This window comes from Flavitalea plasmicola (assembly GCF_030546645.1).
GTDB lineage: Bacteria > Bacteroidota > Bacteroidia > Chitinophagales > Chitinophagaceae > Puia.
In genome coordinates, this window is sequence record NZ_JAUOTO010000008.1 from 56,686 (window position 1) to 79,851 (window position 23,166).

Annotated in this window: 27 protein-coding genes and 1 tRNA gene; 14 read left to right on the forward strand and 14 right to left on the reverse strand. The window is 50.2% G+C overall.

Annotation, left to right across the window (positions count from 1 at the left end; all coding sequences use genetic code 11):
- Nucleotides 1–56 precede the first annotated feature (56 nt).
- Entirely contained in the window at nt 57–908 is an 852-nt protein-coding gene (locus Q4E93_RS28185) for a DUF6089 family protein (RefSeq protein ID WP_303591087.1), read from the reverse strand.
- 353 nt (nt 909–1,261) lie between these two features.
- On the opposite strand from Q4E93_RS28185, the gene Q4E93_RS28190 reads away from it, so the two are divergent.
- The 3 genes from Q4E93_RS28190 (at nt 1,262) to Q4E93_RS28200 (ending at nt 3,335) form a co-directional block, all read left to right on the forward strand.
- A tRNA-Pro gene (locus Q4E93_RS28190) sits at nt 1,262–1,335 on the forward strand.
- Nucleotides 1,336–1,819: 484 nt separating this feature from the next.
- Nucleotides 1,820–2,749, forward strand: coding sequence for an alpha/beta hydrolase (locus tag Q4E93_RS28195; RefSeq protein ID WP_303591089.1), 930 nt, complete (start codon nt 1,820–1,822; stop codon nt 2,747–2,749).
- Between the two features lie 19 nt (nt 2,750–2,768).
- Nucleotides 2,769–3,335, forward strand: a complete 567-nt coding sequence (locus tag Q4E93_RS28200) for a hypothetical protein (protein WP_303591091.1) — start codon at nt 2,769–2,771, stop codon at nt 3,333–3,335.
- A gap of 9 nt (nt 3,336–3,344) precedes the next feature.
- Here Q4E93_RS28200 and Q4E93_RS28205 read toward each other — a convergent pair whose 3' ends face one another.
- Both Q4E93_RS28205 and Q4E93_RS28210 read right to left on the reverse strand, forming a co-directional pair.
- Entirely contained in the window at nt 3,345–4,325 is a 981-nt protein-coding gene (locus tag Q4E93_RS28205; RefSeq protein ID WP_303591092.1) for a GlxA family transcriptional regulator, read from the reverse strand.
- A gap of 132 nt (nt 4,326–4,457) precedes the next feature.
- Entirely contained in the window at nt 4,458–5,054 is a 597-nt protein-coding gene (locus Q4E93_RS28210) for a TMEM175 family protein (RefSeq protein WP_303591094.1), read from the reverse strand.
- Nucleotides 5,055–5,136: 82 nt separating this feature from the next.
- Between Q4E93_RS28210 and Q4E93_RS28215 the strand changes: the two genes are divergently transcribed.
- Nucleotides 5,137–5,694, forward strand: a complete 558-nt coding sequence (locus Q4E93_RS28215) for a histidine phosphatase family protein (protein ID WP_303591095.1) — start codon at nt 5,137–5,139, stop codon at nt 5,692–5,694.
- Between the two features lie 54 nt (nt 5,695–5,748).
- Here Q4E93_RS28215 and Q4E93_RS28220 read toward each other — a convergent pair whose 3' ends face one another.
- Nucleotides 5,749–6,075: a hypothetical protein gene (locus Q4E93_RS28220; protein WP_303591097.1), complete on the reverse strand. Its 327-nt coding sequence runs from the start codon at nt 6,073–6,075 to the stop codon at nt 5,749–5,751.
- 237 nt (nt 6,076–6,312) lie between these two features.
- On the opposite strand from Q4E93_RS28220, the gene Q4E93_RS34500 reads away from it, so the two are divergent.
- Both Q4E93_RS34500 and Q4E93_RS28225 read left to right on the forward strand, forming a co-directional pair.
- Complete coding sequence (locus tag Q4E93_RS34500) at nt 6,313–6,444, forward strand: hypothetical protein (RefSeq protein ID WP_368501907.1); 132 nt, start codon at nt 6,313–6,315, stop codon at nt 6,442–6,444.
- Between the two features lie 10 nt (nt 6,445–6,454).
- Entirely contained in the window at nt 6,455–7,174 is a 720-nt protein-coding gene (locus Q4E93_RS28225; RefSeq protein WP_303591099.1) for a hypothetical protein, read from the forward strand.
- A gap of 20 nt (nt 7,175–7,194) precedes the next feature.
- On the opposite strand, the gene Q4E93_RS28230 is transcribed toward Q4E93_RS28225, so the two are convergent.
- The 4 genes from Q4E93_RS28230 to Q4E93_RS28245 all read right to left on the reverse strand — a co-directional run bounded on the left by Q4E93_RS28230 (nt 7,195) and on the right by Q4E93_RS28245 (nt 11,421).
- Entirely contained in the window at nt 7,195–8,973 is a 1,779-nt protein-coding gene (locus Q4E93_RS28230; protein ID WP_303591100.1) for a PQQ-dependent sugar dehydrogenase, read from the reverse strand.
- Between the two features lie 476 nt (nt 8,974–9,449).
- Nucleotides 9,450–10,364 (reverse strand): PLP-dependent cysteine synthase family protein, encoded by a 915-nt coding sequence (locus Q4E93_RS28235; RefSeq protein WP_303591102.1) that lies wholly within the window; start codon nt 10,362–10,364, stop codon nt 9,450–9,452.
- A 55-nt stretch (nt 10,365–10,419) separates the two neighbouring features.
- Nucleotides 10,420–10,773, reverse strand: a complete 354-nt coding sequence (locus Q4E93_RS28240; protein ID WP_303591103.1) for a hypothetical protein — start codon at nt 10,771–10,773, stop codon at nt 10,420–10,422.
- Between the two features lie 57 nt (nt 10,774–10,830).
- Complete coding sequence (locus Q4E93_RS28245) at nt 10,831–11,421, reverse strand: Crp/Fnr family transcriptional regulator (protein WP_303591104.1); 591 nt, start codon at nt 11,419–11,421, stop codon at nt 10,831–10,833.
- A 60-nt stretch (nt 11,422–11,481) separates the two neighbouring features.
- Between Q4E93_RS28245 and Q4E93_RS28250 the strand changes: the two genes are divergently transcribed.
- From Q4E93_RS28250 to Q4E93_RS28265, 4 genes are all read left to right on the forward strand, one after another.
- The gene (locus Q4E93_RS28250; RefSeq protein ID WP_303591106.1) at nt 11,482–12,282 is read left to right on the forward strand and encodes a glycosyltransferase; all 801 of its coding nucleotides are present in this window, start codon (nt 11,482–11,484) and stop codon (nt 12,280–12,282) included.
- A gap of 73 nt (nt 12,283–12,355) precedes the next feature.
- Entirely contained in the window at nt 12,356–12,655 is a 300-nt protein-coding gene (locus Q4E93_RS28255) for a ribosomal maturation YjgA family protein (protein ID WP_303591108.1), read from the forward strand.
- A 79-nt stretch (nt 12,656–12,734) separates the two neighbouring features.
- The gene (locus Q4E93_RS28260; protein ID WP_303591110.1) at nt 12,735–13,496 is read left to right on the forward strand and encodes an oxygenase MpaB family protein; all 762 of its coding nucleotides are present in this window, start codon (nt 12,735–12,737) and stop codon (nt 13,494–13,496) included.
- Nucleotides 13,497–13,586: 90 nt separating this feature from the next.
- Nucleotides 13,587–14,387, forward strand: coding sequence for an SDR family NAD(P)-dependent oxidoreductase (locus Q4E93_RS28265; RefSeq protein ID WP_303591112.1), 801 nt, complete (start codon nt 13,587–13,589; stop codon nt 14,385–14,387).
- Nucleotides 14,388–14,389: 2 nt separating this feature from the next.
- On the opposite strand, the gene Q4E93_RS28270 is transcribed toward Q4E93_RS28265, so the two are convergent.
- Nucleotides 14,390–15,379: an NAD-dependent epimerase/dehydratase family protein gene (locus tag Q4E93_RS28270; protein ID WP_303591114.1), complete on the reverse strand. Its 990-nt coding sequence runs from the start codon at nt 15,377–15,379 to the stop codon at nt 14,390–14,392.
- 42 nt (nt 15,380–15,421) lie between these two features.
- Here Q4E93_RS28270 and Q4E93_RS28275 point away from each other — a divergent pair, with 42 nt between their 5' ends.
- Nucleotides 15,422–16,276 (forward strand): NAD(P)-dependent oxidoreductase, encoded by an 855-nt coding sequence (locus tag Q4E93_RS28275; protein WP_303591115.1) that lies wholly within the window; start codon nt 15,422–15,424, stop codon nt 16,274–16,276.
- Here the strand turns inward: Q4E93_RS28275 and Q4E93_RS28280 are convergent.
- From Q4E93_RS28280 to Q4E93_RS28295, 4 genes are all read right to left on the reverse strand, one after another.
- The gene (locus Q4E93_RS28280) at nt 16,273–16,725 is read right to left on the reverse strand and encodes an SRPBCC family protein (protein WP_303591117.1); all 453 of its coding nucleotides are present in this window, start codon (nt 16,723–16,725) and stop codon (nt 16,273–16,275) included. The two genes, Q4E93_RS28275 and Q4E93_RS28280, sit on opposite strands and share 4 nt — an antisense overlap.
- A 50-nt stretch (nt 16,726–16,775) precedes the next feature.
- Nucleotides 16,776–17,456, reverse strand: a complete 681-nt coding sequence (locus Q4E93_RS28285; protein WP_303591118.1) for an NAD-dependent epimerase/dehydratase family protein — start codon at nt 17,454–17,456, stop codon at nt 16,776–16,778.
- An 85-nt stretch (nt 17,457–17,541) separates the two neighbouring features.
- Nucleotides 17,542–18,444: a murein L,D-transpeptidase catalytic domain family protein gene (locus tag Q4E93_RS28290; RefSeq protein ID WP_303591119.1), complete on the reverse strand. Its 903-nt coding sequence runs from the start codon at nt 18,442–18,444 to the stop codon at nt 17,542–17,544.
- 290 nt (nt 18,445–18,734) lie between these two features.
- Nucleotides 18,735–19,196, reverse strand: a complete 462-nt coding sequence (locus tag Q4E93_RS28295; protein WP_303591120.1) for a protein-disulfide reductase DsbD domain-containing protein — start codon at nt 19,194–19,196, stop codon at nt 18,735–18,737.
- 49 nt (nt 19,197–19,245) lie between these two features.
- Here Q4E93_RS28295 and Q4E93_RS28300 point away from each other — a divergent pair, with 49 nt between their 5' ends.
- Genes Q4E93_RS28300 through Q4E93_RS28310 form a run of 3 tightly spaced genes read left to right on the forward strand, consistent with a single transcriptional unit; the run spans nt 19,246 to nt 21,804 of the window.
- Nucleotides 19,246–20,049, forward strand: coding sequence for an MlaE family ABC transporter permease (locus Q4E93_RS28300; protein ID WP_303591121.1), 804 nt, complete (start codon nt 19,246–19,248; stop codon nt 20,047–20,049).
- Nucleotides 20,050–20,053: 4 nt separating this feature from the next.
- Entirely contained in the window at nt 20,054–20,836 is a 783-nt protein-coding gene (locus Q4E93_RS28305) for an ABC transporter ATP-binding protein (protein WP_303591122.1), read from the forward strand.
- A complete protein-coding gene (locus Q4E93_RS28310) occupies nt 20,833–21,804 on the forward strand; it encodes an MlaD family protein (protein ID WP_303591124.1) in 972 nt (323 codons plus the stop codon). The genes Q4E93_RS28305 and Q4E93_RS28310 overlap by 4 nt, the downstream gene beginning before the upstream one ends.
- Before the next feature lie 24 nt (nt 21,805–21,828).
- Here the strand turns inward: Q4E93_RS28310 and Q4E93_RS28315 are convergent, their stop codons facing one another.
- Entirely contained in the window at nt 21,829–23,100 is a 1,272-nt protein-coding gene (locus tag Q4E93_RS28315; RefSeq protein ID WP_303591125.1) for an NRAMP family divalent metal transporter, read from the reverse strand.
- Between the last annotated feature and the right edge of the window lie 66 nt (nt 23,101–23,166).

A 23,166-nucleotide genomic window follows, 5' to 3' on the forward strand; every position in this document is an offset into this window, starting at 1 on the left:
GAACGGCGGACCAGATGATCCGCCGTTGCAAAATTATATCAGAAACCCGTGCCCTTTCAATAAACTTTTTCCGGGCAGTCGTAGACCCCCTTTCTTCGCCTGTATTCCTGTACGCCGCGCCTGGTGTTGATGCCGATGGTTATACGTATACCGGAGATATAGTACCAGTCCTTTGTCTTATGATTCCCCCTTATCGTGCCATCTTCGGGATAGGCCCCGCCCGTTTTTAGCTCGCTGCCGCGATAAGCCATTTTTACGGCATCCGGCCCGCGCGCCGCCAGCAGCGTCGCCCGATCGACATAGGTAGTGCTCACGTCATCCAGATAATCGGTGAAAAGCTTGCGTAAACCTATCTCGTAAGCGATGACGACGTTATCCGTCACCCTCATCTTGATGCCGCCGCCGAATGGAATAGCTATCTGCGTCAAATTATAGGGCTTCCGGTCCGGGTAGGCCGCCAGCCCCTCGCCTTCCGTACTCAGCTGGCGCAGGTACAGCTTATGCCCCAGGCTGTCGAAAGCAAAGGGATTGAAATGATAGAGGGCAAATCCCCCAAATGCATAAGGGGTGAACCGATGCTGGTTAAGGTCGAGTAAATTGTATTCCAACAGCAGGTTACCTTCATAAATGCGGCTCTGAAAGCTAAGATTACGGGCAACGACATCAGGCTTATTGCTATACGCATCCGAGGCGCCCACTTTTGCATAGCTGAGATTCCCTAAAATGGAAAAATGAGCGCTGAGATCATATTGAAGGCCGCCGCTGAAAGCAAAATGCGCTTGCTGGGTCGTATAACCTCTGCGTTGGAGGTCACCGATGTAATTAGAAAAACCTCCTAAAATATTGACATGCCATTGGGCCTGGACCAGGAAAGGGGATAACATTCCCAGCAATAAGAATTTCTTCATTCTTAGTTTAATTTTTTGTTGATGACGTCGGACGAATGGACGATAAAGGCGGTTTTACGAAAGGATGACGGGATCGAAGGGGACTGTTTAAAACAGGCTTGGTAGAATTAGACCAATGAGTATGTAGATTTTAAGAAGATGCTAGAGTAAACGCAAGTATTGAGCCAATTATTAAAAATTTAACAGCCAAAAAAAAGTTAAAGCGATCGGACCTCAAAAAACGAATTTTTTTCGGTAAATCAAAGTTTTTTCTTTTACCTTTGCACCCCTGGAATCGTTTGATCCTGGTGTAATTCAATAGGATAGGTTCCGGGACGAACCTCCGGTTCGTGTTCCCAAAGGCAGATTTTTTTCGGGACGTAGCGCAGCCCGGTAGCGCACTTGCATGGGGTGCAAGGGGTCGCTGGTTCGAATCCAGTCGTCCCGACAAAACAAAAATCAGCACAGCCTCCGCGATAGCGGAGGCTTTTGCGTTTTGAGCCGGACGCGTCGAGCTCGCTCGAAAGCGGAAGGTGAAAAATGCAAAAAAGCCCGAAGGGCTGTGCTGATTTGTTTTAGGCCTCCCCTCTCTGGATCACCGAGGCCGGTAGGCCGAAGGTAATCCAGTCGTCCCGACGAACAAGAAGCCCGCAGCGATAGCTGCGGGTTTTGTTTTTTCGGTAGCGTAACCCAATTGCCCTCTTTCTTATGATTTTTCTGGCTGTATGTAAGACTTCTTTGCTTTTCAGAGCGGTCTCTATCCATCTATATGATTCTTTACCCTCAACAGGCGCTATTTTTTCGAGTTACACCGAGGATGGGGAGGTGCCTTTGGAGTAGACATGCGTTGTCAAAAACACCCCCTTTAAAAGGCAAGAATGCCGGTTTTTTAGGGGGTGTGGCGAGAGTAATTTTGGTTAAAATTAATTACTATGACAACGGAAACTCAGGTTAACAAACCAAGCAAACAAGTAGAAGAAGTAGGTAAATGGTGGCTGAAGATCGTTGAAGCCGCTCCCAAACATGAGTCGCTCGATGCGGCGCGGGATTTTGGTGAAAACTGGCAAAGTCTTACGGCAGAGCCGGGTGGAGTGGATTATATCGAAACGAACGCGGGGGGTGTCCCGGCAATGTGGGCAGTGCCGAAAGGGGCCGTGCAAGACAGGGTCCTGCTGTGTCTTCACGGCGGCGGCTTCTTTTCAGGTTCGATGTATACGCACCGGAAAATGTTTGCTCACCTGGCGAAAGCCGCCGGCGCCAAGGCATTGATCCTGGACTATCGCCGCACCCCCGAGCATGTGCATCCGGCGCAGGTCAACGACACGGTCACGGCGTATGAATGGCTGCTAAGCCAGGGAATCGAGCCCCATCACATCGCCTTTACAGGAGATTCGGCGGGGGGCGGCCTGGCGATCACCGGGTTGTTGCTTGCCCGGGACAAAGGTCTTCCTTTACCGGCTGCGGCATTACCGATGTCCCCCTGGTTTGATATGGAAGCAGTCGGAGATTCGATGGACTCCAATAACGGGAAGGATCTGTTGCTGCAGCGCGATTGGGTGAAGTCTATGGCGCTGATGTTTGTCGGAGAAGGGGGCAATATCAAAGATCAGTATGCAAATCCGTTGTATGGAGATCTGAAGGGGTTGCCGCCGATCTATATCCATGTCGGCGGAGACGAGGTATTACTGGATGATAGCCGGCGTTTGGCGGAGAAGGCCATGCAAGCTGGTGTTGATATAAAGGTGGACATTTTCCCGGGGATGCAACATACGTTTCAGATGGCTGCGGGACGTGCTCCGGAATCGAACGACTCTATTAACCGGCTCGCCGAATGGGTAAAACCCAAACTTGGATTGCTTTAACCACAAACACAATCATATTATGGAAAAAATAGTTGGGTTTGCCGGCGCCCTCATCGTTATCACCGGCCAGGTGATCTATATCCTGAACTGTCTGCAAAGAAAAATTACCCCAAGCGTGCTGACATGGTTCGGCTGGGCGGTTCTGATGTGCATCACGCTAATCTCGCAGATCAACCACGGGGGATGGCAGTGGAGCATGACGGCAATCGCGTTTTCAACAGTGGGTTGTTTGGTGATCACGGTTGTGGCCTGGTTAAGCAACAATTATTCCATTCGACGCAGCGATCTGAAGTTCGTGGCGGCAGGCTTTTGCTGTGTCGTTGTGTATGTTCTTTCTGCCAATCCCTGGGCAACGACGATATTCGCGATCATTTCAGATGCATTGCTCGGCGCCCCTACGATTGTAAAAGCGTGGCGGGAGCTGGCACAGGAACGATCGGTATCATGGGTGTTAAGCACGACGTCAGCCGTGCTTGCCCTTTTTATCTGCATCGGCCATGAGATTATTTACTTCCTGTTCCCCGCCTATCTGTTGCTTTACAATGGAACGATGGTGCAGATGACCTGGATCCGGCGGCAACGGTAATCCAGCCAATCATAACATGGCTGTCTTTCGCGCATATTTTTTTCGGTAATCGCGGGGAGACATGCCGGTCAGTTTCTTGAAGACCATTCTGAATGTCTTAATATCTTCGTAGCCGGCCACGCCAGCGAGGTCGATCAACTGCAGATCGTCACTTTCCAGCGCTTTCTTTGCCGCTTCTACCCTGACCCGCTGAAGATATTCTATCGGCGTATTATTGGTGGCCGCTTTAAAGCGACGGATAAAATTCCTTCTGCTGGTATGAGTTAAGGCCGAAACCTGGTCGATAGAGATATTGGAGGAATAGTTCTGCTCGATATAAGCCTGGATTTTCAGGATTTCGTCATCATTATGTTGACGCTGACCTGTAAATACTGCGAAATGAGCCTGGCTTAAGGAATCGGTGTCGATAGAATACGCCTTACTGATTGCGAGGGCGGTTTCCCGCCCGCAAAACCTTTCGATCAGGTAAAGAATCAGCTTTAGCGAAGCAAAGGCGCCGCCACCGGTGTAAATCCCATCCTGATCGGTGATGACCTTGTCCGATCGCAATCTTACCTGCGGGTACCGCAATTGCATTTCATCAGTCACCGACCAATGGGATGTAGCCGCCTTACCATTTAGTAATCCGGCTTCCGCCAAAAAGAAGCTTCCGACGCAAAGGCTGGCAATCTCTGTTCCGGATCTTCGCATCGATTTGATCCATTCGATGATGGCCCCGTATTTCTCGAGGATATTTTTGCTCGCGCCGTCGAATCCGGGGATGACGATAAGATCTGTTTGGGTTACTTTTTGGATAGCAACCTGGCGAATAAAGCGAGCGGTTCCCCCCAACTGGATACTTTCGGGTCTTTCGCCCACCAGTTCCAGGTCGAAAGCAGGTGATTCGCCAATTCTTTCAAGATAACGATTTGCGCCGGAGAAAAGATCCAAAGCGCTGGTTGCGCTTGACCAGTATACATCTTCATGGATCAGAATCGATACTTTCTTCATTGATAAGCGGATAAGTGCGTGGAATATAAATTTACTCACAATTCATCACATTGGGTTGGTTTTCAAGAAATAATTTTGATAGATTGGTTGAATGAAAAAACATTTTCCCGCTTTTTGTGTAATCCTTCGGCGCTAAATATCACCACCTTCCTTATTCTGCCGGAGGGCTCTTTCAATTCGTTTATCGGGGATTAGCCATATCAAAGCAGCAGCGAGGTAAATTACACCTGAAATGATAGAATTCAGCCAGGCTAAGGCCATAGCAGTGATGTACAGGAAAGGCGATATCTTACCTTTTAAATCTTTACCAATAGCTTTTGCCAGCAATGAATTCTTACCCTCATTCTTAATGATGCGGCTTTGTAAAATGTAATAGGCTACGCCCGCCATTAAGAGAACAAAACCATATAGGGTCATAGGAGCCGCGGCAAAATGGTTTTCACCTATCCATCCGGTTGCAAAGGGGACCAATGACAACCAAAACAAGAGATGTAGATTTGCCCAGAGTATGCCGCCGGTAACCATGCTAACAGCAGACATCATATGATGATGATTGTTCCAATAGATGCCAATGTAAATGAAGCTTAGCGCATAGCTGAGAAAAATAGGATAAAGCTCTTTCAGATCGGAAAACCGTTCACCGTGGGGCACTTTTATTTCCAGCACCATAATTGTAATAATGATTGCCAGCACACCATCGCTAAAAGCTTCAAATCTTGTTTTTTTCATCGCGTTAGTTCAGCTCTTTTGTTATTGACATAATCAAATATACGCAATAACCTATACCGTATTTAATCCATAAATTGTGACCATGAACAAATATTCCATCATTATCATCTCCCTGCTCACCTCTACCCTGCTTTCCTTCCCTGCCCATAGCCAATCCAAGAACGACGCACTAAGCGTCGTGCTCATCCGCCATGCAGAAAAACCAAAAGAAGGCTATACGCTGAATTGTCAGGGCGTCAACAGGGCCAGGGAATTGCCGAATGTCCTTTATGCTAAGATCGGCCTTCCCCGCGTAATATATGTCCCATCATTTACAGAAAGCGACCCCACCAAACATGCAAGAATGTATCAGACCATTCTTCCATTTTCCTCCAAATACAATCTACCGATCAATAATACTTACAAAGTGAACAACATCGCCGGTGTCTCCCGCGATATCCTGAAACAAAAAGGAACAGTGCTCGTCGTATGGGAGCACAAAGGGCTGGTCGACATCGCAGAAGAACTGGGAGTGGAAGACAAATTACACTGGAAAGACGGGGATTTCGACAGTATCTGGATCATCACTTTCAGCAAGAAAGGAAAGGCAAGGTTGACCATAGATCACGAAGGGCTGCATCCTTCCACAGCGTGCCATTGATAGAAATGAAAAATCCCGGACGATGCCGGGATTGCAAGGAATATGATTATTTAATTAGTGCGCTGTCTGTGCATCATGCTTCTGTCTGCGGATGGCCCTGCTGTTCCTGTTCTGCTCACGGTTCAACTTACGCTTTTCGGCCGGCGTTACAACACCATCAGCTTTAGCCTCCCGTTTGTCATTGGCCACTTTGGCCTGCCTCGCTTCCAGTCTCCTGGTTTCACGGGGAGTCAATGCTCCGCTGGCGGCACCTTGCTGGATCCGCTCCTGTTGATTGACCTGACGCCCGGTAGCCACCGGAGTAGCAGTCTGCGCGGATACTTTTGATAATGCACCGGATAAGAGTAACACGACAGCTGATACAAAAAGTTTAGATTTCATTTTTCGGATTTTAAGTATTGGACAATGATGGATAACACCGGTTTAATAACAGAAAAATTATATTTTTATTTTACTGCATGTCCTTATAACCCCAGCAGATCTTCGATCAGGATAACGCTGACAGACCGCCTAAATTGAACCATTTGCCAACTCATTTTGGAAACGAGTTCTTCCCTTATTGGTTCGCTAGCGATTATGTCTATATAGATATGATAATCAATTGAATATGTCGCTGATATAAATTATATAAAATATATTTGTATCTGTAACAAAATAAATATCCTTAATTTACACTTGTTAAATATAACGCGTGTATTTAACCGGATCACTGCCCTATCAATACTCCTGCCTCTTTTTATTCATCCTTAATGCTTTCATCATGAAAAAAATGCTTGTCATTGGGCTATTAATTCCGTTGATCGGAATGGGCCAGACGAAAAATGTCATCAGCTCGACCAGGGTGTTTTCCAAGCCGGAAAAGATCGCTGAATTTGAAAAAGCACTCGCCGCACACGCCCAAAAATATCACACGGGCGACTGGAAATGGCGGGTATGGAGCATCGACTCAGGCCCTGATGCCGGTGGGTATATGATAACAGAGGGCCCCAATAGCTGGACAACCATGGATGGCCGGGGCGATCTCAGCGCAGAACATACTGCTGACTGGGAAAAGAACATAGCGCCATTGACTGTGAACCAAGGCTCTCAAAGCTATTTTGAATTCATCACCGATCTGAGCACAGTAGAGATCACCGATTATGCCGATAAGATCCTCATCAATCATATGATCGCTAAGCCCGGCAGGATCTTCACCGTACGGGACCTGATCAAAAAAATGAAAAACGTATGGCAGGCCGGGAAAGAATCAGTCGCAGTTTACCGGGCCGTAGCATCGGGAGATCCAGCCTTCCTGACGGTGACAAGACTGAAACAGGGATTAAAAGAAATAGATGAGAGCTTTCGCGGCCCTTTAAATGATCGATACAATACTGCCAACGGAGCCGGATCGTTCGATGCATTTTTGAAAGACTATGCGGACGCAGTGGAAAGACGTTGGTCAGAGTTATTGATATACAAACCCGAATTAAGTTCAAAATGATCTTTTAGGAAGGCGGCTCCCTATTTGGCGGCTGCGCCAGCCGCCTTCCTGACCTTCGTTACGGCCTCGGTTGGTACCGGTGTATTTACCTTGTTAAACCTCCCCTCGACATACGTGAGGATCGATGCGACGGCGTGGTCGTCCAGGAACGCTTCGTGCGCAGGCATCACACCATTGAAAGTCTTTCCATTCACCTGGATCTCCCCCTGCAGTCCGTGCAGCAAAACCCCGATCAGCCGGTCCTTATTCCCCCTGATCCAGTCAGAGCCTGCCAGGGGCGGATAGCGGCTGTTGTCTCCTTTACCATCCCGTTGATGACATCCTGCACAGTAAGAGTTATACAGGATAAGCCCTTCCATTTCGCCCCCCTGGCCCAGATTATCCTTCACCTCATCCGGCGTTTTTATATAGGACCGGGATTTCCGGCCTTCCATCTGCGCCAACTGGGCCTCCCCGAATTTATTTTTGTCCGCCCTGTACATCACCCGCCATATCTTTCCTTTATTTGATTCAGTAATATACAGCGATCCATCGGGTCCTTCGGCAAGTCCCATTGGCCTGTAGACTGCATCATGCGTGTTGACTACCGTATCTACTCCGGTGAAACCATCGGCAAAGACCTCCCATTTCCCTGCCGGCTTCCCATTTTCAAACGGAACAAAACAGACGATATAACCTGCCTGGGGATAAGGCGAACGATCTGTAGACCCATGAAAAGCAACAAAGGCGCCCTTTTTATACCGTTCAGGAAATTGATTGCCCTGGTAAAATAATAAGTCCATGGGTGCCCAATGCCCCGGGAAAGCCATGACCGGCGTATCATAAGCAGCCGCCCTGCCCACTTTTTTCCCATCGCCGCCATAAGCCGGCTGCAGCACATTTTTCCCTTGCAGCTGGTCGTAATAAGCATAAGGCCAACCAAAATCCGCATGCTCCCTCACCTTTAACAAAGGCTCTGCAGGAAGCACAGCCGCTTGCCAGGGAGTATAAATCGCAGGATACCGGGTATGAAAATTGTCCATTCCATTCATCACTGCATACAAAGCATTATCCATGGGACTCCAGGCGATGCCCAATACACTCCGGATGCCCGTGGCGTATTTAACACCGTCCTTTTGTGTCTGCCCTTGCTTACTGTCGCTGAATTTCCAGATCCCTGCATGTATAGCAAGATCAGGCGAGGGATCCACTCCTTTACCGCCTGGCATCCCTGCAGGACCAGCAGTATTCATATCCTGGCCCCCATCATCGGGAGCTCCGAAAGGGATATACATATGGCCCTCATTGTCGAAGGCCAGCGGTTTCTGCGAATGCCAGTGTTTCAACAGATCCGCCTCATCATCCGTGAAGATCACTTCCGTTTTCCCGGTTGGGATCAGTTCCCCCGGGGTTAATTTATTCCGCAACACATATTTCACCGTGGAGGTATACAGGTAACCTTTATGAATGGACATCCCTGCCGGCAGACCGCCTTCATCCTTGTAGTCACCGAAATAAGCTATGACATCCGCCTTGCCGTCATTATTGACATCCCGTAGAGCGACGGTTCCGCCTCTCCCGTGCATGACGTCATTGTATGCCAGTTTAACATAGACATCCCCATTGTGATTCACCGTAAGATGCCTTGCCCTCCCGATGCTGTCAGCAACTACCACCGCCTCAAAGCCTCCGGGCAGCAAGAGTCCCCCATTATTCCGGTCGCCCGGCGGTATGCCTGGTGCTTCTTTGGTCTTACATTGAATACAGGCTGCCAGGACGACAACAGCCAAAAGAACGGCCAGTCTGAGGGAGCGTATCATAAAGTTAAATTACAGCTGCTGCAAAGAAAAAATTGGTCAAATGTGACTAATTATTTCCTTAGGACCTGCCATAAAAAACGGACCACGGGTTCGTTGGCCTAAGGCCCATCATAAAATGTTTGGCGCCGGGGTTACATTTCAGAGAACCCCATAGGCGCCAAACAAAAATCCAGGCCGGTCTTCGGACCAGCCTGGTACTTTAACTGTGGATCTGTGGAATGGCAGGTTGTTCATGCTCGTTTTCCGGCATATGCCCGACGGCAAACTCCTTTGACTCACATCTTTGTTCAAAGCGGAATTTTCCAAACACAGGATGGGTGCGCCGGGCAGCCGTTTAAAAAGTTCATGGCGTGGCGGAAACAGGGGCGGACAGATAAGGGGGAAGACGGAATGGTGAAAGGGGGATATGGCAGATAAGATAGGAGAATAAAGATACGATATTCCGGGATTCAACAAATTTTTTTCAGGGAGGTTAATCATGCCTTATACAGATCTCCGTTGAGATACTTTAAACCCGAATCGACTATAATGGTAACGATCTTCTTCCCTGCACCGATGATCCTTGCTCTTTGTAGGGCGGCCCAGACATTCGCCCCTGAAGTGATCCCTCCAAATATCCCTTCCAGCCTCGCCAGCTTTCTTGCCGTTGCATAGGCATCTTCATCCGACACAGCCATGATCTCATCCGCCAGGTCCAGCCTGCAGATAACCGGCACGAATCCTGTCCCAATCCCTTCTAACCTGTGCGACCCTGAAATATCCCCTCCTGAAAGAGCACGCACATGCAAGGGCTCAATGGCGATGCACCGGATGCCGGGCAGCTCTCTTTTAAACACCTCGGCGTTGCCGGAAAAGCACCCGCCCGTGCCAACGCCCATAATAAACTCATTTATGTTCTTTCCAAGAACGTCGATGATCTCTCCTGCCATGTGATGATAAGCGTTCCTGTTGTCAATGTTGTTAAACTGGTTTGTCCAGAAAGTATTGGGTTCTTTGCTTAATTCCCTTGCTCTTGCAACCAGGGTATCAATGAGTTTTGCCGTTATCAAACCATTGCCGCTCGGGATGACCTCGAGCTCCGCTCCGAACGCACGCATGGTCTGAAGCTTTTCCTTCGCAAAAGCATCAGAGGATACAAAAAGCGCCCGGTATCCTTTATTGGCACATACCATCGCCAATGAGCCGCCCGTGCTGCCTCCCGTGTATTCAACAACTGTCCCCCCGGGCTTGAGCTCCCCTCTTCTCTCGGCCCCTTCGATCATAGAGAGTGCCATCCTGTCTTTCATGCTGCCGGTGGGATTTGCACCCTCATACTTTACATAGATGTCTGCAGAGCCGGGCTCTGACAACCTTTCTAATTTTATCAACGGTGTTTTTCCTATTGCGCTCATATTTTATGGTATGAGGCCCAAATATACTTATGTTTCACATTTGGTAAAGAGCGCCTTACGCCTCAGGGACTTCTTCCAGCCGGTGATACACCTTCAATCCCCTTTCCCTGGCAATTCTCACATCTTCATCCGCCCCTTTGGAAGTACCTTCCATCCGGAACACCGCATCACATTTTTCCAGCAGCCGGTGCGCCACCGGGTATAAAATTTCTTCATACGCCGCATCCCCGGGCTTTTGGAAGCCGGCAAGATGGAGCAAGGGCAACGCAACCCATTCCCCGATCATGGGAATATGTCCCAGCCGGAACAAAGGCAATGCCACTGACTCCAGCCTGCGCAGGTTTTCCTGCATAAGCCGGGGATCGTCATTTGTCCCGCTGCGATAGGGACCAGCAATCAGAATGAGCATGATCTTACATTTTTTCACAAAGGAAATGCATCAGGCAGGAAAAGGGCTTAATATAGTTTAAGAAATTATCCTTTTGGCCCTGTTTGCCCTGATCGTGCTTAAAAACTCAGGAGTTATACCCAGATAAGATGCTATTTGCTTCTGCGTGATCTTTTCCGCAATCAAAGGATATTTGTCCAGGAAATGAATGTATCGTTCCTCCGCCGGGAGCGACAGTTTCTCTATCATTCTCAGCTGCTCCCGGATATAGGCATTTTGCATAAGTATCCTGAAAAACCGCTCGAATTTCGGCACCTTCAGATAAAGCGTATCCAGGTCATCTTTCTTTAACTGGAATATGCTGCTGGACTCGATCGCCTCGATATTAAGGATCGCAGGCCGCAGATGGATGAAACAAAACATGTCAGTTATCCACCAATCCGGGAGGGCGAACATCACCGTTGTTTCCTTTCCCTCCTTATTGATATGATAAGCCCGCAAGGCGCCCGCGTTCACAAAACTGATGGTTTTACACAGCTGCCCCTCTTTTAAGACGAGCCCCTTTTTGGGCACTTTCACCTCCTGTAACAGGGAAATAAAATAAGCAGCCTCTTCCTTTTCAAGGGAGACGTGCTTTCCAACATGCTGCAATATCAGATCGTGTGTCATTAGCTGGTTATTTCAAAATAACAATAACCATTGAATATACACCAATCGTATCTTTATTACATGATTAGACCCAGGCTTTTAGGCGTTTTACTCTGCTACAATGACGCAGACATCCTTGAGGATGCCATCCGCCATTTACTGGACAATGATCATGACCTGGTCGTTTGGGACCACGGCTCGGACGATGGAACGTCCGCCATATTGGACAAATACAAGCCTTATCTGATGGAACGCAGGCTGATCCCCCGCTCATTCGATTTCTACCGCCTGTACCAGGCCATGTCCGAACATCTTATCACCGCTTACACCCACCAATATGACTGGATATCATGGCCCGACCAGGACGAGATACTCGAAGGTCCGGACAGATCGGCGAAATATGACCAGTGGATCGCTAAAGTCTACGAAGAAGGATATGATTACATTCAGTTCAATAACTTCAATTTCTGGTTCACCGCAGACGACGACCCGTCGATCATCTCTCCTTTGGATCGTATAAGACACTATTGCCTCTTCCCCGATTGTGCCCCTCGTATCAGAAGCTGGCGGGCCGCAAATACGAATATCAGGTTATTCAACCACAATCCCATAGAGGGCAAAAAACTCCCCTACTATTTCAATCTTCGGCATTACCCCATGCGCAGCACCGAGCAAATGCTCCGCAGACTGAACAAAGACCGGGCAGACCTGGAAAGAGAAGGCGCCAATTATCATTACAACAATATGAAGCTGGCAATGGAACAACATAACATGCTGGTAGATCCCTCCTCCCTGCATGTGGATGACGGCAGCAGCGAGCTCGACCATAGCGTCACTTATAACTGGAGGAATATTTATGGCTACGGCCCGTCAAAAGGTTAATTTTTGCACCGTGCTTGACAATCCGGCTATTTTTCTTTTACTTTGTAATTCAAAGTGCTTTTAATTTAAAACCATGCTGCGGTTCAACCTTCGTTATTTCCTGCTCGCCCTCCTCCTTCTGGGAGCAGAGATCTTCATTGGCTCCTGCCTGCACGACAGCATCATCCGCCCTTACGGGGGAGATTTCCTGGTCGTGATCCTCCTGTATTGCCTGGTTAGAAGCTTTTTAAATACGCCTGTCCTGGCCACTGGCCTGGCAGTGCTCCTGTTCGCCTATCTGATCGAAACGCTCCAGTATTTCAGACTGGCGGACCGCCTGCATCTCCCGTATCATTCCATACCCCGTATCATGCTGGGAGACTATTTCACCTGAACGGACATCCTTTCCTATACCTTGGGGATCGCATCGGTCATCCTCCTGGAAAGAAGCCGCATCACGAAACCCTTCTACCATGAGCAGCCCGTTTGTAAATAATGATTCCATTGTCAGGAAGATCTGGGGCAATGCCGACACCGTGCTGCTGATCTTCGCCGGCGCCGCTGCCGAATTTCCTTTAAATAAGGCAGTCGACTGGCTTTATTACACCGGCCGGTTGCCCGCCGATCCTCTGGGAAGACTGTTCTCCACCGTACAGTATGCGCAGCAGATCGTTTTCTCCGGGCACGAAGAGGCCCTTGCAGCCATCGACAGGATCACTGCCATTCACAAGGCAGTCGAAGCAAGCCGGGGTGATAAAATACCCGATGTCGCTTACCTCGACGTATTATTTATGCTCATCGATTATTCCATCCGGTCTGCGGAATTGATGGGACGCAAACTGAACATCGCCGAAAAAATGGAGATCTTCGACGTATTTCACCGCGTCGGATCTCGTATGGGACTAAAGCGCCTTCCCCCGGACTATGAGCGATGGCTGATCATGCGGTCAGCGTACCTGCAACCCAATCTGCTCCGCAGCACTTTTACGGAGGACCTTTACCGTCAGTATAAGCGGCACCTGGGCGCCATTCGGTATTATATTCTTTTACAGGCACAGGCCATGGTGGCGCCCGCAAAGGTTCGCAAGCTCCTGTCCCTTCCCTCTTTGACAATCCTATACCCTGTCCTGCTTGCTTACAAAGTGTTTAGGATCCTGAAATTCGACAAGCTTATCAAAGCATTGCTATTGCCCGCCGCCTATAAGGTCCAGATAGCCAGTCTGGACAGGGGCTGAAATGTTGTCCTGAATACCCCTCCGGTTTGTCTTTTTCACGCACCGATGGTGACATGCGATCCCCGTATGTTTACAAAAACAAATCAATCCATGCTATTAAAAAACAAAAATGCGATTATTTACGGTGGAGGGATGTCCCTTGCTGGTTCCGTCGCACGCGCTATGGCCCGGGAAGGAGCCAATATCTTCCTTGCGGGACGCAATTTGGCCTCTCTCCGAAAAGTCAAAGACGATATCAACCGCACTGGCGGCAGAGCCGTCGCAGCGGAAGTGGACGCTATGAATGAAACTTCCGTCAATGAACATATGGCAATCGTATCAGCAGCGGCCGGCTCCATTGATATTGCATTCAATCTGATTGGAATTTCCAATGTCCAGAACATTCCTTTGACGGAAATGGATCTGCACGATTTCGTTCATCCCGTCACTGATGCCATGACCACTCATTTCCTGACGGCTGCTGCCGCCGCCAGGATCATGATCCGGCAAAGATCCGGCGTGATCCTGTCCCTGACCGCTACACCGGGCGGCATCGCCTACCCGCTGACAGGCGGCTTCGGCCCCGCATGCTGCGCCATCGAGGGCTTTTCCCGGAACCTGGCTTCCGAGGTCGGCCCGTATGGTGTAAGGGCCGTCAACATCCGCTCAGCCGGCTCGCCGGATTCGCGGCCATTCGTGGAAGCCATCGTCAATAAGCCTGACCTGGTTAAACCCATTCTGCAAAAAATGGAAAATGACACCATGCTGAAAAAGCTTCCGCTGATGGAGGATATCGCTAATGTCGCTGTTTTTCTTTCCTCGCCCCTGGCCGCAAAAGTTACAGGGGTTACCATCGACGTCACGGTCGGTACCACCACCGGCATCGGCAGAACGGAGATCCCGTTCAAATGAGATCAGGCTCCCTCCAGCGGGTACGGACCTTCGGCAAATGTCGCGTCGTGATAGCCCTTCGCCCCTATCATACGCGCCAGGGGACTGCGGAAGTCCTCACCGGTCCGTAGACTGGAAAGGACATGACCGAAATCATATCGCGGAGTCCAACCCAGCTCATTCCGCGCACGGTCGTTGACATATACCCGGTCTATGCCAGGGAACATCTTCCATCCGCGGCGGGCGTATTCCGCCTCATAGCCGGCTACGCGGCGTCGCAGGACCCCAGGCGCCTGCGTGCGCAGCTCAGCCAGATCCTCCCGCTCAAATGGTGTTGTAGCGCTGATAATATATTTACCCCAGCCGATTGACGGCGCTTTTTCCATGGCAGCCAGGTGGGCGCTGACGACATCCGCCAGGTCAACCCTCCTGTACAAGAACTCATTGACCTTGGCATTTGCATCCTCATAATGCTGCCGCACCTCTTTCCTGTCATCTTCCTCCGGAAAAAAACGCGATGTTCTCAGTACCAGACAAGGCAAGCGATGATTGCGATAGAACAAAGCACAAAGATCTTCCGCCGCGATCTTCGTCACACCGTAAATATTCTTGGGAATGGGAGCGACATCCTCTGTGATCCAGGCTGCGGGCTCTCCGCGGGAAGGCACCAGCGCATCACCGAAAGTGCTGGTGGTGCTGGTAAATACAAACGAACTCACCCCCGCCATTACCGCTTCTTCCAGTAAGTTGAGGGTCCCCGTGATATTCGTGTCGACAAAATCCTGCTTTCGATGTGTGCCCACATGAGGTTTGTGCAATGTCGCCGTATGAAGGACTACTTCTACGCCCGCGATACAGCTTTTGACAAAAGTCCGGTCGGCGATGGTCCCCACCCTGCTGGTGTATTCTGAACGTAAGATGTCCAGGCCGACGACGGTATGATCACTGTCCTGCAATGTACGAATGATGGCTTCGCCGAGGTGACCGGCACTGCCCGTGACTAAGATCTTCATAGCCTATAAAGTTAAACATCTTAACTTAGTCAAAAAAAAGTCATGGTAGCATTCTTAGGCATGGGGCTCCTGGGATCCAACTTCGTCAGGGCTATGATCAATAAAGGAAACAGGGTCAATGTATGGAACAGGACCGCATCAAAAGCTATGGCATTAGAGCAGTACGGCGCCAAAGCCTTCGCGAATGTCTCTGACGCGGTAAAGGATGCAGATACCATCCACCTCACGCTGAAAGATGACGCAACAGTGGACGAAGTGCTGGCAATGGCCACCCCCGGCCTTAAGCCCCGCGCCATCATTATAGATCATACCACCACTTCCGTACCGGGCGCCATTCAAAGGACAAACGCGTGGAAGGAGAAAGGATTTACCTATTTGCATGCCCCCGTATTCATGGGCCCTCAAAATGCACTGGACAGCACCGGTTATATGCTGGTCTCCGGCGAACAGGCGCTGATCAGCAAACTGGAACCTGAATTATCCAAAATGACAGGCAAGCTTCTCAATTTCGGACCGGAAGAGGGGAAGGCCGCAGGCATGAAGCTCACCGGCAACTGTTTTCTGGTGGCTTTCACAGCAGGTATCGCAGACACGCTGGCACTGGCTAAAGCAATGGATATCCCTGTCAGCGACCTTTCCACCCTGTTTGATGCCTGGAATCCCGGCGCCATGCTGCCGGCCCGGCTTAAAAGAATGACCAGCGGCGCTTACGACAAGCCGTCCTGGGAATTGAACATGGCACGGAAAGATACCGGACTCTTCATACAGGCGGCGCAGCAGAAAGGAATACCGCTGGTTGTAATACCAGCCATAGCCGATGAAATGGACCGCTGGATAAAAAAAGGACATGGCAATGACGACTGGACGGTGATCGGGTCCGGCGCTGTTTCCCATTAGACATCATCCAGTACTTCCGTAAGCTTGTCAAGCATTTTTCCCCACGCTATTCTGGCCTGCTCGATAAAATTTTCCTGGCCCGACGGCATCTCGTGGGTCAACGTCACCTCGCACCCATCGATGATGGGCGCTATTTCAATGACGATCCGGGACTCGCTGCCAGCCGGGTCCTGACGGACCGTCCAACTGAACACCAGACGACGGGGACGCTCGATCTCGATGTACTCACCAAAATGATCGAACGCTTTTTCCTGCCGGCGAACGATATAAGAAAATGTCCCCCCTGTCCGCGGATCGTTGGTAAGACTTACGATGGCTTCGTCGCGCACTCCCGGGCCGAACATGAACCGGCCGACCATCCGCGTATCGAGAAAAGCATCGAAAACGCGCTCGGGCGCTGCGGAGAATAGCGCGGTCACGGTGGCGCGCACAGGAAATTTTGCAGACATCGCTTTCATTTTTTGTTTGGAGATACAAAACTTATGCCCTTAACGGGAAATCATGATCCCTCCATGGCCGCCAGCCGGATGATGTCCTTCCCTTCGATAATTTTCCGTTCATACCCCTGCTTTACCACCCGGATCATGGCCAACGCCAGCTCCTGCAGGGTGCAAAAGCCCGAAGGATACAGCGCTCTCCCCAGCGGGAATAACCATTGGGTGTATTTATAAATGCTGTGCGTTCTCGCCAGTCCCGGGATCGGCTTGATAAATCCGGGTCTAAAGGCAAACACCTGCCGGAAAGGAAGGCGCATAAGATCATTTTCCGTCTTCCCCTTCACCCGCGCCCAACGAATCCTTCCCTTTTCGCCGCTGTCGGTGCCGGCCCCCGAAACGTAGCAAAAACTCATGTCAGGGTTTCGTCTGCTAAGCGTTTCTCCCATCTGCATCGTCAGGGTATACGTGGTTTGAAAGTACTGCTCCGCATTCATTCCGACTGAGCTGACGCCCAGGCAGAAAAAACAGGCGTTATAACCTGCGAGCCGGTGCTCGATGGCAGCGAGATTGAAAAGATCCGGATGGACGATCTCAGTGACCTTGGGATGGCTGACACCCGAAGGCTTCCTGTTGATCAGGAGTATAGCGCTTACATCCGGCCGCCGCAGACACACATGTAATACCCCTTCGCCTACCATGCCGGTAGCGCCCGTAATGATGGTCCTGATGGATGGTTGGCTCATATTATTGTATTTCCATGTTCCGGAAAGTTACAAAAAAAACGCCCCTGGAGAGGGGCGGTCCGTTCTATTATGAAAAACAAAGTATTTAAAAATTATTCAGCACCGTGGACTGTGAAAGATATTTTTTGGAAGGATAGTAGATGAAAAAACAGCTCCCATTCTTCACCAGGGGAATGATCTCATCGCTCACTTCGCTGGGAATGGCAGGGCAGCCGAAAGTGGTTCCCATCACTCCATACTTATGCAGGATCCGTAAGCTTACATAAGGAGCGCCATGAATGACGATGCTGCGTTTATAAGCATTGTCATTGAACCCCTTGTCAAGGCCTTCGATCCGAAGGGACAAACCATTCACGCCCTGATAGGTCTTGCGGGTGACATAAAAGCCCAGGCTGCTTTTGCAGGACTCTTCCTGATTGGAGAATGAGCTGGCATATTCTTCTCCGGAATTGATCCCATGGGCGACGAAAGTTTTATACAGGATCTTTTTATTGCGTACATCAATGACATACATCCTTTCCTTACTGGAAGACTGACTGAAATCACAAATGGTCAGCAGGTCCGTCTTCTGCAATTTCCCCTGTTTCAGAAGATGGTGGTAACCCAACCAGGCATACTCAAATGCCTTGAGGCTCAGGTCCTCGTTCTCCAGATCCATCATATCATACATGCCAAGGGCCGTATTCATCACTATCTTGTATTCTGCCTTCATGGCAGCCATGCGCATCACCCGTCTGGACGCTGCAGCTTTGGCAACTTCTGCCTCAGCCCTGGCCGCTTCCGCCTTTGCCAGCTCGGCGGCACGTGCGCACACTGCTTCGGCGGAGACTTTATAATGAATGAATTTCCTGATAAGGTCGGCGGAATGATAGTCGCCGAATGTCCGGGTACTGATTTCGTTCTCACCTGCTACCAGCACGGCAGGAGCTGTCAGGATAAACAGCATCAGCAGGATCTTGGAGGGGTTCGTGAATACTTTGTATTTCATAAAAACGGATTTGTATATACGTTCCAATGCGTGTACCAAATCCTTTTTTATTAAAAGCCAATAACTTACACATATTTCGGCCCTATATTCAATCCCAATTCCGGAAATTTTTCTCTTTTTTAGGAGTTTCCCTGTATCAAAAAATAAAAACAGGGATGAAAACATCCCTGATTTACCAAACCTAACTGCCTATGAAGACTATACAAACTTAAAACCTACTTTTTACTATGCGCTTGTAGTTTATATACGACAAACAGCCTGAATTAGATTTCACACCGCCAACTTTTTTTCTATTCCCCCAGCTGCACTACAAAATTGTCCGTCTTTGGCGGCAGACACATCTCATTGGTGCACACCTGGTAGGTAAGGGATCCGCTAACGCTGGTCCTGACATTCCCTTTTACCTTGACTACCTGGACAAAATCCACCTGGTTGGCATATTGATTAGCCTGGATGCCGGATGCTTCATCCTTCCATTTTTCCATGGCTCCTATTTCCCTGATCTTCCCCATAAGACCCACCAGGGGATTGGGCTTAAACCTGATCTCTGTCGGCTGGGCAACCGCGTCCTCCGGTTGCTTTTGGGAATAAGCGTGCCATCCGGTTTGCAGCTGGGCGGTTAAATGCACTTCGTAGGTCTTGTCGGCAACTTTGCGGGCGCTGTATTGCCAGGCGATGGGATGAAGCCCCCGTTGCCCGCTGGCGGCCAACAAGGTGTGAACGAGAACGAAAAATACTACAGAATGTCTCATATACAATTTTTTATGAGGAAAACATACCCCATGGAAAGCTTTGAAATTTATGGCATATAATTTTCACCCTTATTATCTAAACAAACACCTGAACATGAACTTCGGCCGGTTCTTCCTTCGTGTATATGCGATCTGGCAGTTTATCACGCGTTTTTTCAGGGAAGTTCTCCTCCCGCCCTACGAATACAAAGAGATCATTAATCAATTCTTCCAGGTAGGCATCCGTTCCCTCTCCATCATCACGCTCACAGGCTTTATCACCGGGGTGGTATTTACCAAACAGTCCCGTTCCTCCCTCGCAGAATTTGGGGCTGCCTCATGGCTGCCTTCCCTGATAGCCATAGCCCTGATCCGGGCACTGGCCCCTCTGGTGACGGCCCTGATCATTGCCGGCAAGGTGGGCTCCAATATAGGGGCGGAACTGGGGTCAATGAAGGTCACCGAGCAGATCGACGCCATGGAAGTATCTTCAACCAATCCATTTAAGTTCCTGGTAGCCAGCCGCATACTCGCCACAACCGCCATTGTGCCCGTCCTGGCCATCTATATGGGCTTTGTAGGGCTCATGGGCGCCTACATGAATGTGCATCACAATGAGCAAACCAGCTTCACGTCTTTTTTTCAGTCGGCATTTATGAAGATCACTTTCCTGGACGTGTGGGTCCTGCTGCTGAAATCCGCCGTCTACGGCTTCACCATCGGGGTGGCAGGTTGTTTCAACGGCTACAATGCCGACCAGGGCACAGTGGGAGTAGGACGGGCCGCGAATACCGCCGTCGTTGTATCTATGTTCCTGATCTTTATAGAGGAAATGATCATTGTCCAATTGGTTAACTATTTCAAACATGGCTAACAGTATGGCAAAGACAATCAGCACGCCCATCGATCGCAGCCGTCCCGTCATTTCCATCCGGGGCCTGAAGAAAGGATTTGGGAACATGCAGGTGCTTAAAGGGGTGGACCTGGACGTATACCATGGAGAGAATCTGGTAGTGCTGGGCCGGTCGGGCAGTGGCAAATCGGTCCTCATAAAGATCATGGCGGGTCTGCTCAAACCCGATGCAGGCACTGTCAGCGTCCTGGGCAGGGACATTGCCCGTCTGAATACGAAAGAATTGCAGGCGCTGCGCACACGGATCGGGTTCTCTTTCCAGAACAGCGCACTCTATGACGGCATGGATGTACGCGCCAACCTGGAATTCCCCCTGGTGCGAAACAAGCGGCACCTCAGCCACAGCCAGATCGATGCCGCCATTGCCAAGGTGCTGGATGACGTCGGTCTCTCACAGACCCTTTACCAGATGCCTTCCGAATTGTCGGGCGGACAGCGTAAAAGGATTGGCATTGCCCGGACGCTGATCCTCCAGCCGGAGATCATGCTCTACGACGAACCAACGGCCGGTCTGGACCCCGTCACCAGCGTGGAGATCAACGACCTCATCAATGAAGTGCAGGAGCGCTACCATACCAGTTCCGTCATCATCACCCATGACCTCACCTGCGCAAAGGCAACAGGCGACCGGCTGGTCATGCTGTCGGAAGGACAATTTCTACGACAAGGCAGCTTCGAGGAAGTATTCGATACAGATGACCCCAAGGTCAAAAACTTTTATAATTACAATTTTATAGCAGGATCATGAGCGAGCAGAACAATAAGAAACAGATGGCCGTAGGCGCCTTCATCTTCACCGGACTAGCCATCCTCGTCATCGGCATATTCACCATTGGAGGCCAGCGGAAAGCTTTCGTGAAAACCTTTCGCCTCGAAGCCGTGTTTGAAGATGCCCAGGGATTGCAGGCAGGCAACAATGTATGGCTTTCCGGCATAAAGGTCGGTACAGTGAAAAAAGTGGCTTTCGATGCGGGCTCCGGAATAGAAGTGACCCTCAATGTGGAAAAAGAGGCGCGGTCACATATCCATAAGGATGCCACCGCACGCGTTACCACGGACGGGCTCGTGGGCAACAAGATCCTGGTCATCGACGGCGGCACGCCTACCGCTCCCCTGATAGCAGAAGGCGATAGTCTCAGGGGACAGCACCAGGGCAGTACGTCCGAAATGATGGCCACCCTGCAGGCCAGCAATGCCAATCTGCTGGAGATCACGGGTAATCTGAAAACCATCAGTAAAAAGCTGGCTGCCGGCGAAGGCACGCTCGGACAGCTGATCAATGATCCCTCCCTGGGCAATGGATTAAAAGCGTCCATCGGCAGCTTACAGGCGGCATCGGAAGGCAGCGAAAAGATCATACGCAATTTGCAGCATTATACGGCCGATCTTCGCAGACCGGGAACACTGGCCGATCAACTCGTCACCGATACAACGGTCTTCTTTAACCTAAAAGCCACTGTGGCAAAATTGAATGAAGCTGCCAATACCGCATCCGCCTTCGCGCTGCAGATGCAGCGCACCGGAGAGGGGATCGACAAAAGCCTCAGCGATCCCGGTAAGCCGATCGGTCTGCTCCTGAATGACCAGGAGACGGCCGACAATCTTCAACGCACCATAAAAAACTTACGTGTATCCAGCAAAGAGCTGGCCGACGATCTCGAAGCCGTGCAACATAGCTGGCTCTTGAGAGGATTTTTTAAGAAAAGGGACAAATAGCAAGGGGGAATATTTTCTATTAAGTCACTTGAACTGAAACCACACCAAGGCTATGGCGGATAAGGTCATCAGCACCAGCGCCAGTCCGCCCAATATGTTCGACCCCCGCTTGTTGACCTCCGCACCCATGATCTTTGGGTTGTTACATATATGCATCACCAGCGCGATCATCACGGGCGATGTCAGGCCGTATAAGATCGCCGTATACAACAGGGCCTGTATCGGGCTGATGTTCAGAAAGTCCAGGCATAGCCCCGCCACCAGGGAAAGCGCCAGCGTCACATAAAAGCCTGGCGCCTGGTTGAATTTCTTATCCAATCCCTGCCGCCAGTTGAAAGTCTCCGTCACGATGTAGGAAAGAGAGCCGCCCAGGACCGGAATAGCTAAAAACCCTGTGCCTATCACTCCTATCGCAAAAAGCGCATAGGCCATCTTTCCCGCCAATGGTTCCAGCGCGCTGGCCGCCTGCTCCACGGTATCGATCCGGCGATGTCCCGCGTTGAACAGCACCACCCCCGTCGTCAGGATGATGAAGAACATCACTACATTGGAGAACAACATCCCTGAATAAACGTCCTTTTCCATTTTCACCATGAATTTCCGGTCGATCACCACTTTCCTGTGGGAACGGGCATTGTTGAGATCCTCCGCTTCCATGGTGGCCTGCCAGAAGAACAGATAGGGGGAGATGGTCGTGCCCAGGATGGCGACCAGGATCTCGAAAAAACCCCTGTCCATACGGATGGTGGGTATCACCGTATGCCTTAGTACCTCTCCCCATTTCACATGCACCAGGAAAGGGATCACCAGGTATAACAGCAGCACCAGGCAAAGCCATTTCAATATCCCCGCCAGTCGCTGGTAAGGCCACCGAATGACACAAAACAGGATCAGGCCGGTGAAAAATATCTCGAAAGCAAACACCGGCACCGCCGGTAACAGCATATGCGCCACGGCCCCCATTCCTTCTATGTCCGCCCCAATGTTGAGCACGATGGCCGGAAAGCTGAACACCATCATCGCAACGCCTAATTTTTTAGGATAATGTTCGCGCAATACACCGCTCAATCCCTTACAGGTGACAATGCCGATCCGGGCGCACATCTCCTGAATGGATGCCATTAGTGGATAGGTGAGCAACGCCGTCCAGAGCGTGCTCAATCCAAATCCGGCTCCCGCCTGCGAATAGGTTGCAATGCCGGATGGATCATCATCGCTGGCTCCCGTGATCATACCCGGCCCCAATACTTTCCATGTTTTAGCAATACGAACTTTGATACTGGTAAGCTTATTCATGTCGGATGGTGAAGAATTTCTACAATATACTATTAATATCATGCCATCCGCGCCTGACTTAGCCTT

What these genes read in the sequence shown, in the direction of transcription:
- Q4E93_RS28185 (WP_303591087.1), bottom strand. Translation starts at nt 908, where the DNA reads ATGAAGAAATTCTTATTGCTGGGAATGTTATCCCCTTTCCTGGTCCAG.
- Q4E93_RS28195 (WP_303591089.1), top strand. Translation starts at nt 1,820, where the DNA reads ATGACAACGGAAACTCAGGTTAACAAACCAAGCAAACAAGTAGAAGAA.
- Q4E93_RS28200 (WP_303591091.1), top strand. Translation starts at nt 2,769, where the DNA reads ATGGAAAAAATAGTTGGGTTTGCCGGCGCCCTCATCGTTATCACCGGC.
- Q4E93_RS28205 (WP_303591092.1), bottom strand. Translation starts at nt 4,325, where the DNA reads ATGAAGAAAGTATCGATTCTGATCCATGAAGATGTATACTGGTCAAGC.
- Q4E93_RS28210 (WP_303591094.1), bottom strand. Translation starts at nt 5,054, where the DNA reads ATGAAAAAAACAAGATTTGAAGCTTTTAGCGATGGTGTGCTGGCAATC.
- Q4E93_RS28215 (WP_303591095.1), top strand. Translation starts at nt 5,137, where the DNA reads ATGAACAAATATTCCATCATTATCATCTCCCTGCTCACCTCTACCCTG.
- Q4E93_RS28220 (WP_303591097.1), bottom strand. Translation starts at nt 6,075, where the DNA reads ATGAAATCTAAACTTTTTGTATCAGCTGTCGTGTTACTCTTATCCGGT.
- Q4E93_RS28225 (WP_303591099.1), top strand. Translation starts at nt 6,455, where the DNA reads ATGAAAAAAATGCTTGTCATTGGGCTATTAATTCCGTTGATCGGAATG.
- Q4E93_RS28230 (WP_303591100.1), bottom strand. Translation starts at nt 8,973, where the DNA reads ATGATACGCTCCCTCAGACTGGCCGTTCTTTTGGCTGTTGTCGTCCTG.
- Q4E93_RS28235 (WP_303591102.1), bottom strand. Translation starts at nt 10,364, where the DNA reads ATGAGCGCAATAGGAAAAACACCGTTGATAAAATTAGAAAGGTTGTCA.
- Q4E93_RS28240 (WP_303591103.1), bottom strand. Translation starts at nt 10,773, where the DNA reads ATGCTCATTCTGATTGCTGGTCCCTATCGCAGCGGGACAAATGACGAT.
- Q4E93_RS28245 (WP_303591104.1), bottom strand. Translation starts at nt 11,421, where the DNA reads ATGACACACGATCTGATATTGCAGCATGTTGGAAAGCACGTCTCCCTT.
- Q4E93_RS28250 (WP_303591106.1), top strand. Translation starts at nt 11,482, where the DNA reads ATGATTAGACCCAGGCTTTTAGGCGTTTTACTCTGCTACAATGACGCA.
- Q4E93_RS28255 (WP_303591108.1), top strand. Translation starts at nt 12,356, where the DNA reads ATGCTGCGGTTCAACCTTCGTTATTTCCTGCTCGCCCTCCTCCTTCTG.
- Q4E93_RS28260 (WP_303591110.1), top strand. Translation starts at nt 12,735, where the DNA reads ATGAGCAGCCCGTTTGTAAATAATGATTCCATTGTCAGGAAGATCTGG.
- Q4E93_RS28265 (WP_303591112.1), top strand. Translation starts at nt 13,587, where the DNA reads ATGCTATTAAAAAACAAAAATGCGATTATTTACGGTGGAGGGATGTCC.
- Q4E93_RS28270 (WP_303591114.1), bottom strand. Translation starts at nt 15,379, where the DNA reads ATGAAGATCTTAGTCACGGGCAGTGCCGGTCACCTCGGCGAAGCCATC.
- Q4E93_RS28275 (WP_303591115.1), top strand. Translation starts at nt 15,422, where the DNA reads ATGGTAGCATTCTTAGGCATGGGGCTCCTGGGATCCAACTTCGTCAGG.
- Q4E93_RS28280 (WP_303591117.1), bottom strand. Translation starts at nt 16,725, where the DNA reads ATGTCTGCAAAATTTCCTGTGCGCGCCACCGTGACCGCGCTATTCTCC.
- Q4E93_RS28285 (WP_303591118.1), bottom strand. Translation starts at nt 17,456, where the DNA reads ATGAGCCAACCATCCATCAGGACCATCATTACGGGCGCTACCGGCATG.
- Q4E93_RS28290 (WP_303591119.1), bottom strand. Translation starts at nt 18,444, where the DNA reads ATGAAATACAAAGTATTCACGAACCCCTCCAAGATCCTGCTGATGCTG.
- Q4E93_RS28295 (WP_303591120.1), bottom strand. Translation starts at nt 19,196, where the DNA reads ATGAGACATTCTGTAGTATTTTTCGTTCTCGTTCACACCTTGTTGGCC.
- Q4E93_RS28300 (WP_303591121.1), top strand. Translation starts at nt 19,246, where the DNA reads ATGGCATATAATTTTCACCCTTATTATCTAAACAAACACCTGAACATG.
- Q4E93_RS28305 (WP_303591122.1), top strand. Translation starts at nt 20,054, where the DNA reads ATGGCAAAGACAATCAGCACGCCCATCGATCGCAGCCGTCCCGTCATT.
- Q4E93_RS28310 (WP_303591124.1), top strand. Translation starts at nt 20,833, where the DNA reads ATGAGCGAGCAGAACAATAAGAAACAGATGGCCGTAGGCGCCTTCATC.
- Q4E93_RS28315 (WP_303591125.1), bottom strand. Translation starts at nt 23,100, where the DNA reads ATGAATAAGCTTACCAGTATCAAAGTTCGTATTGCTAAAACATGGAAA.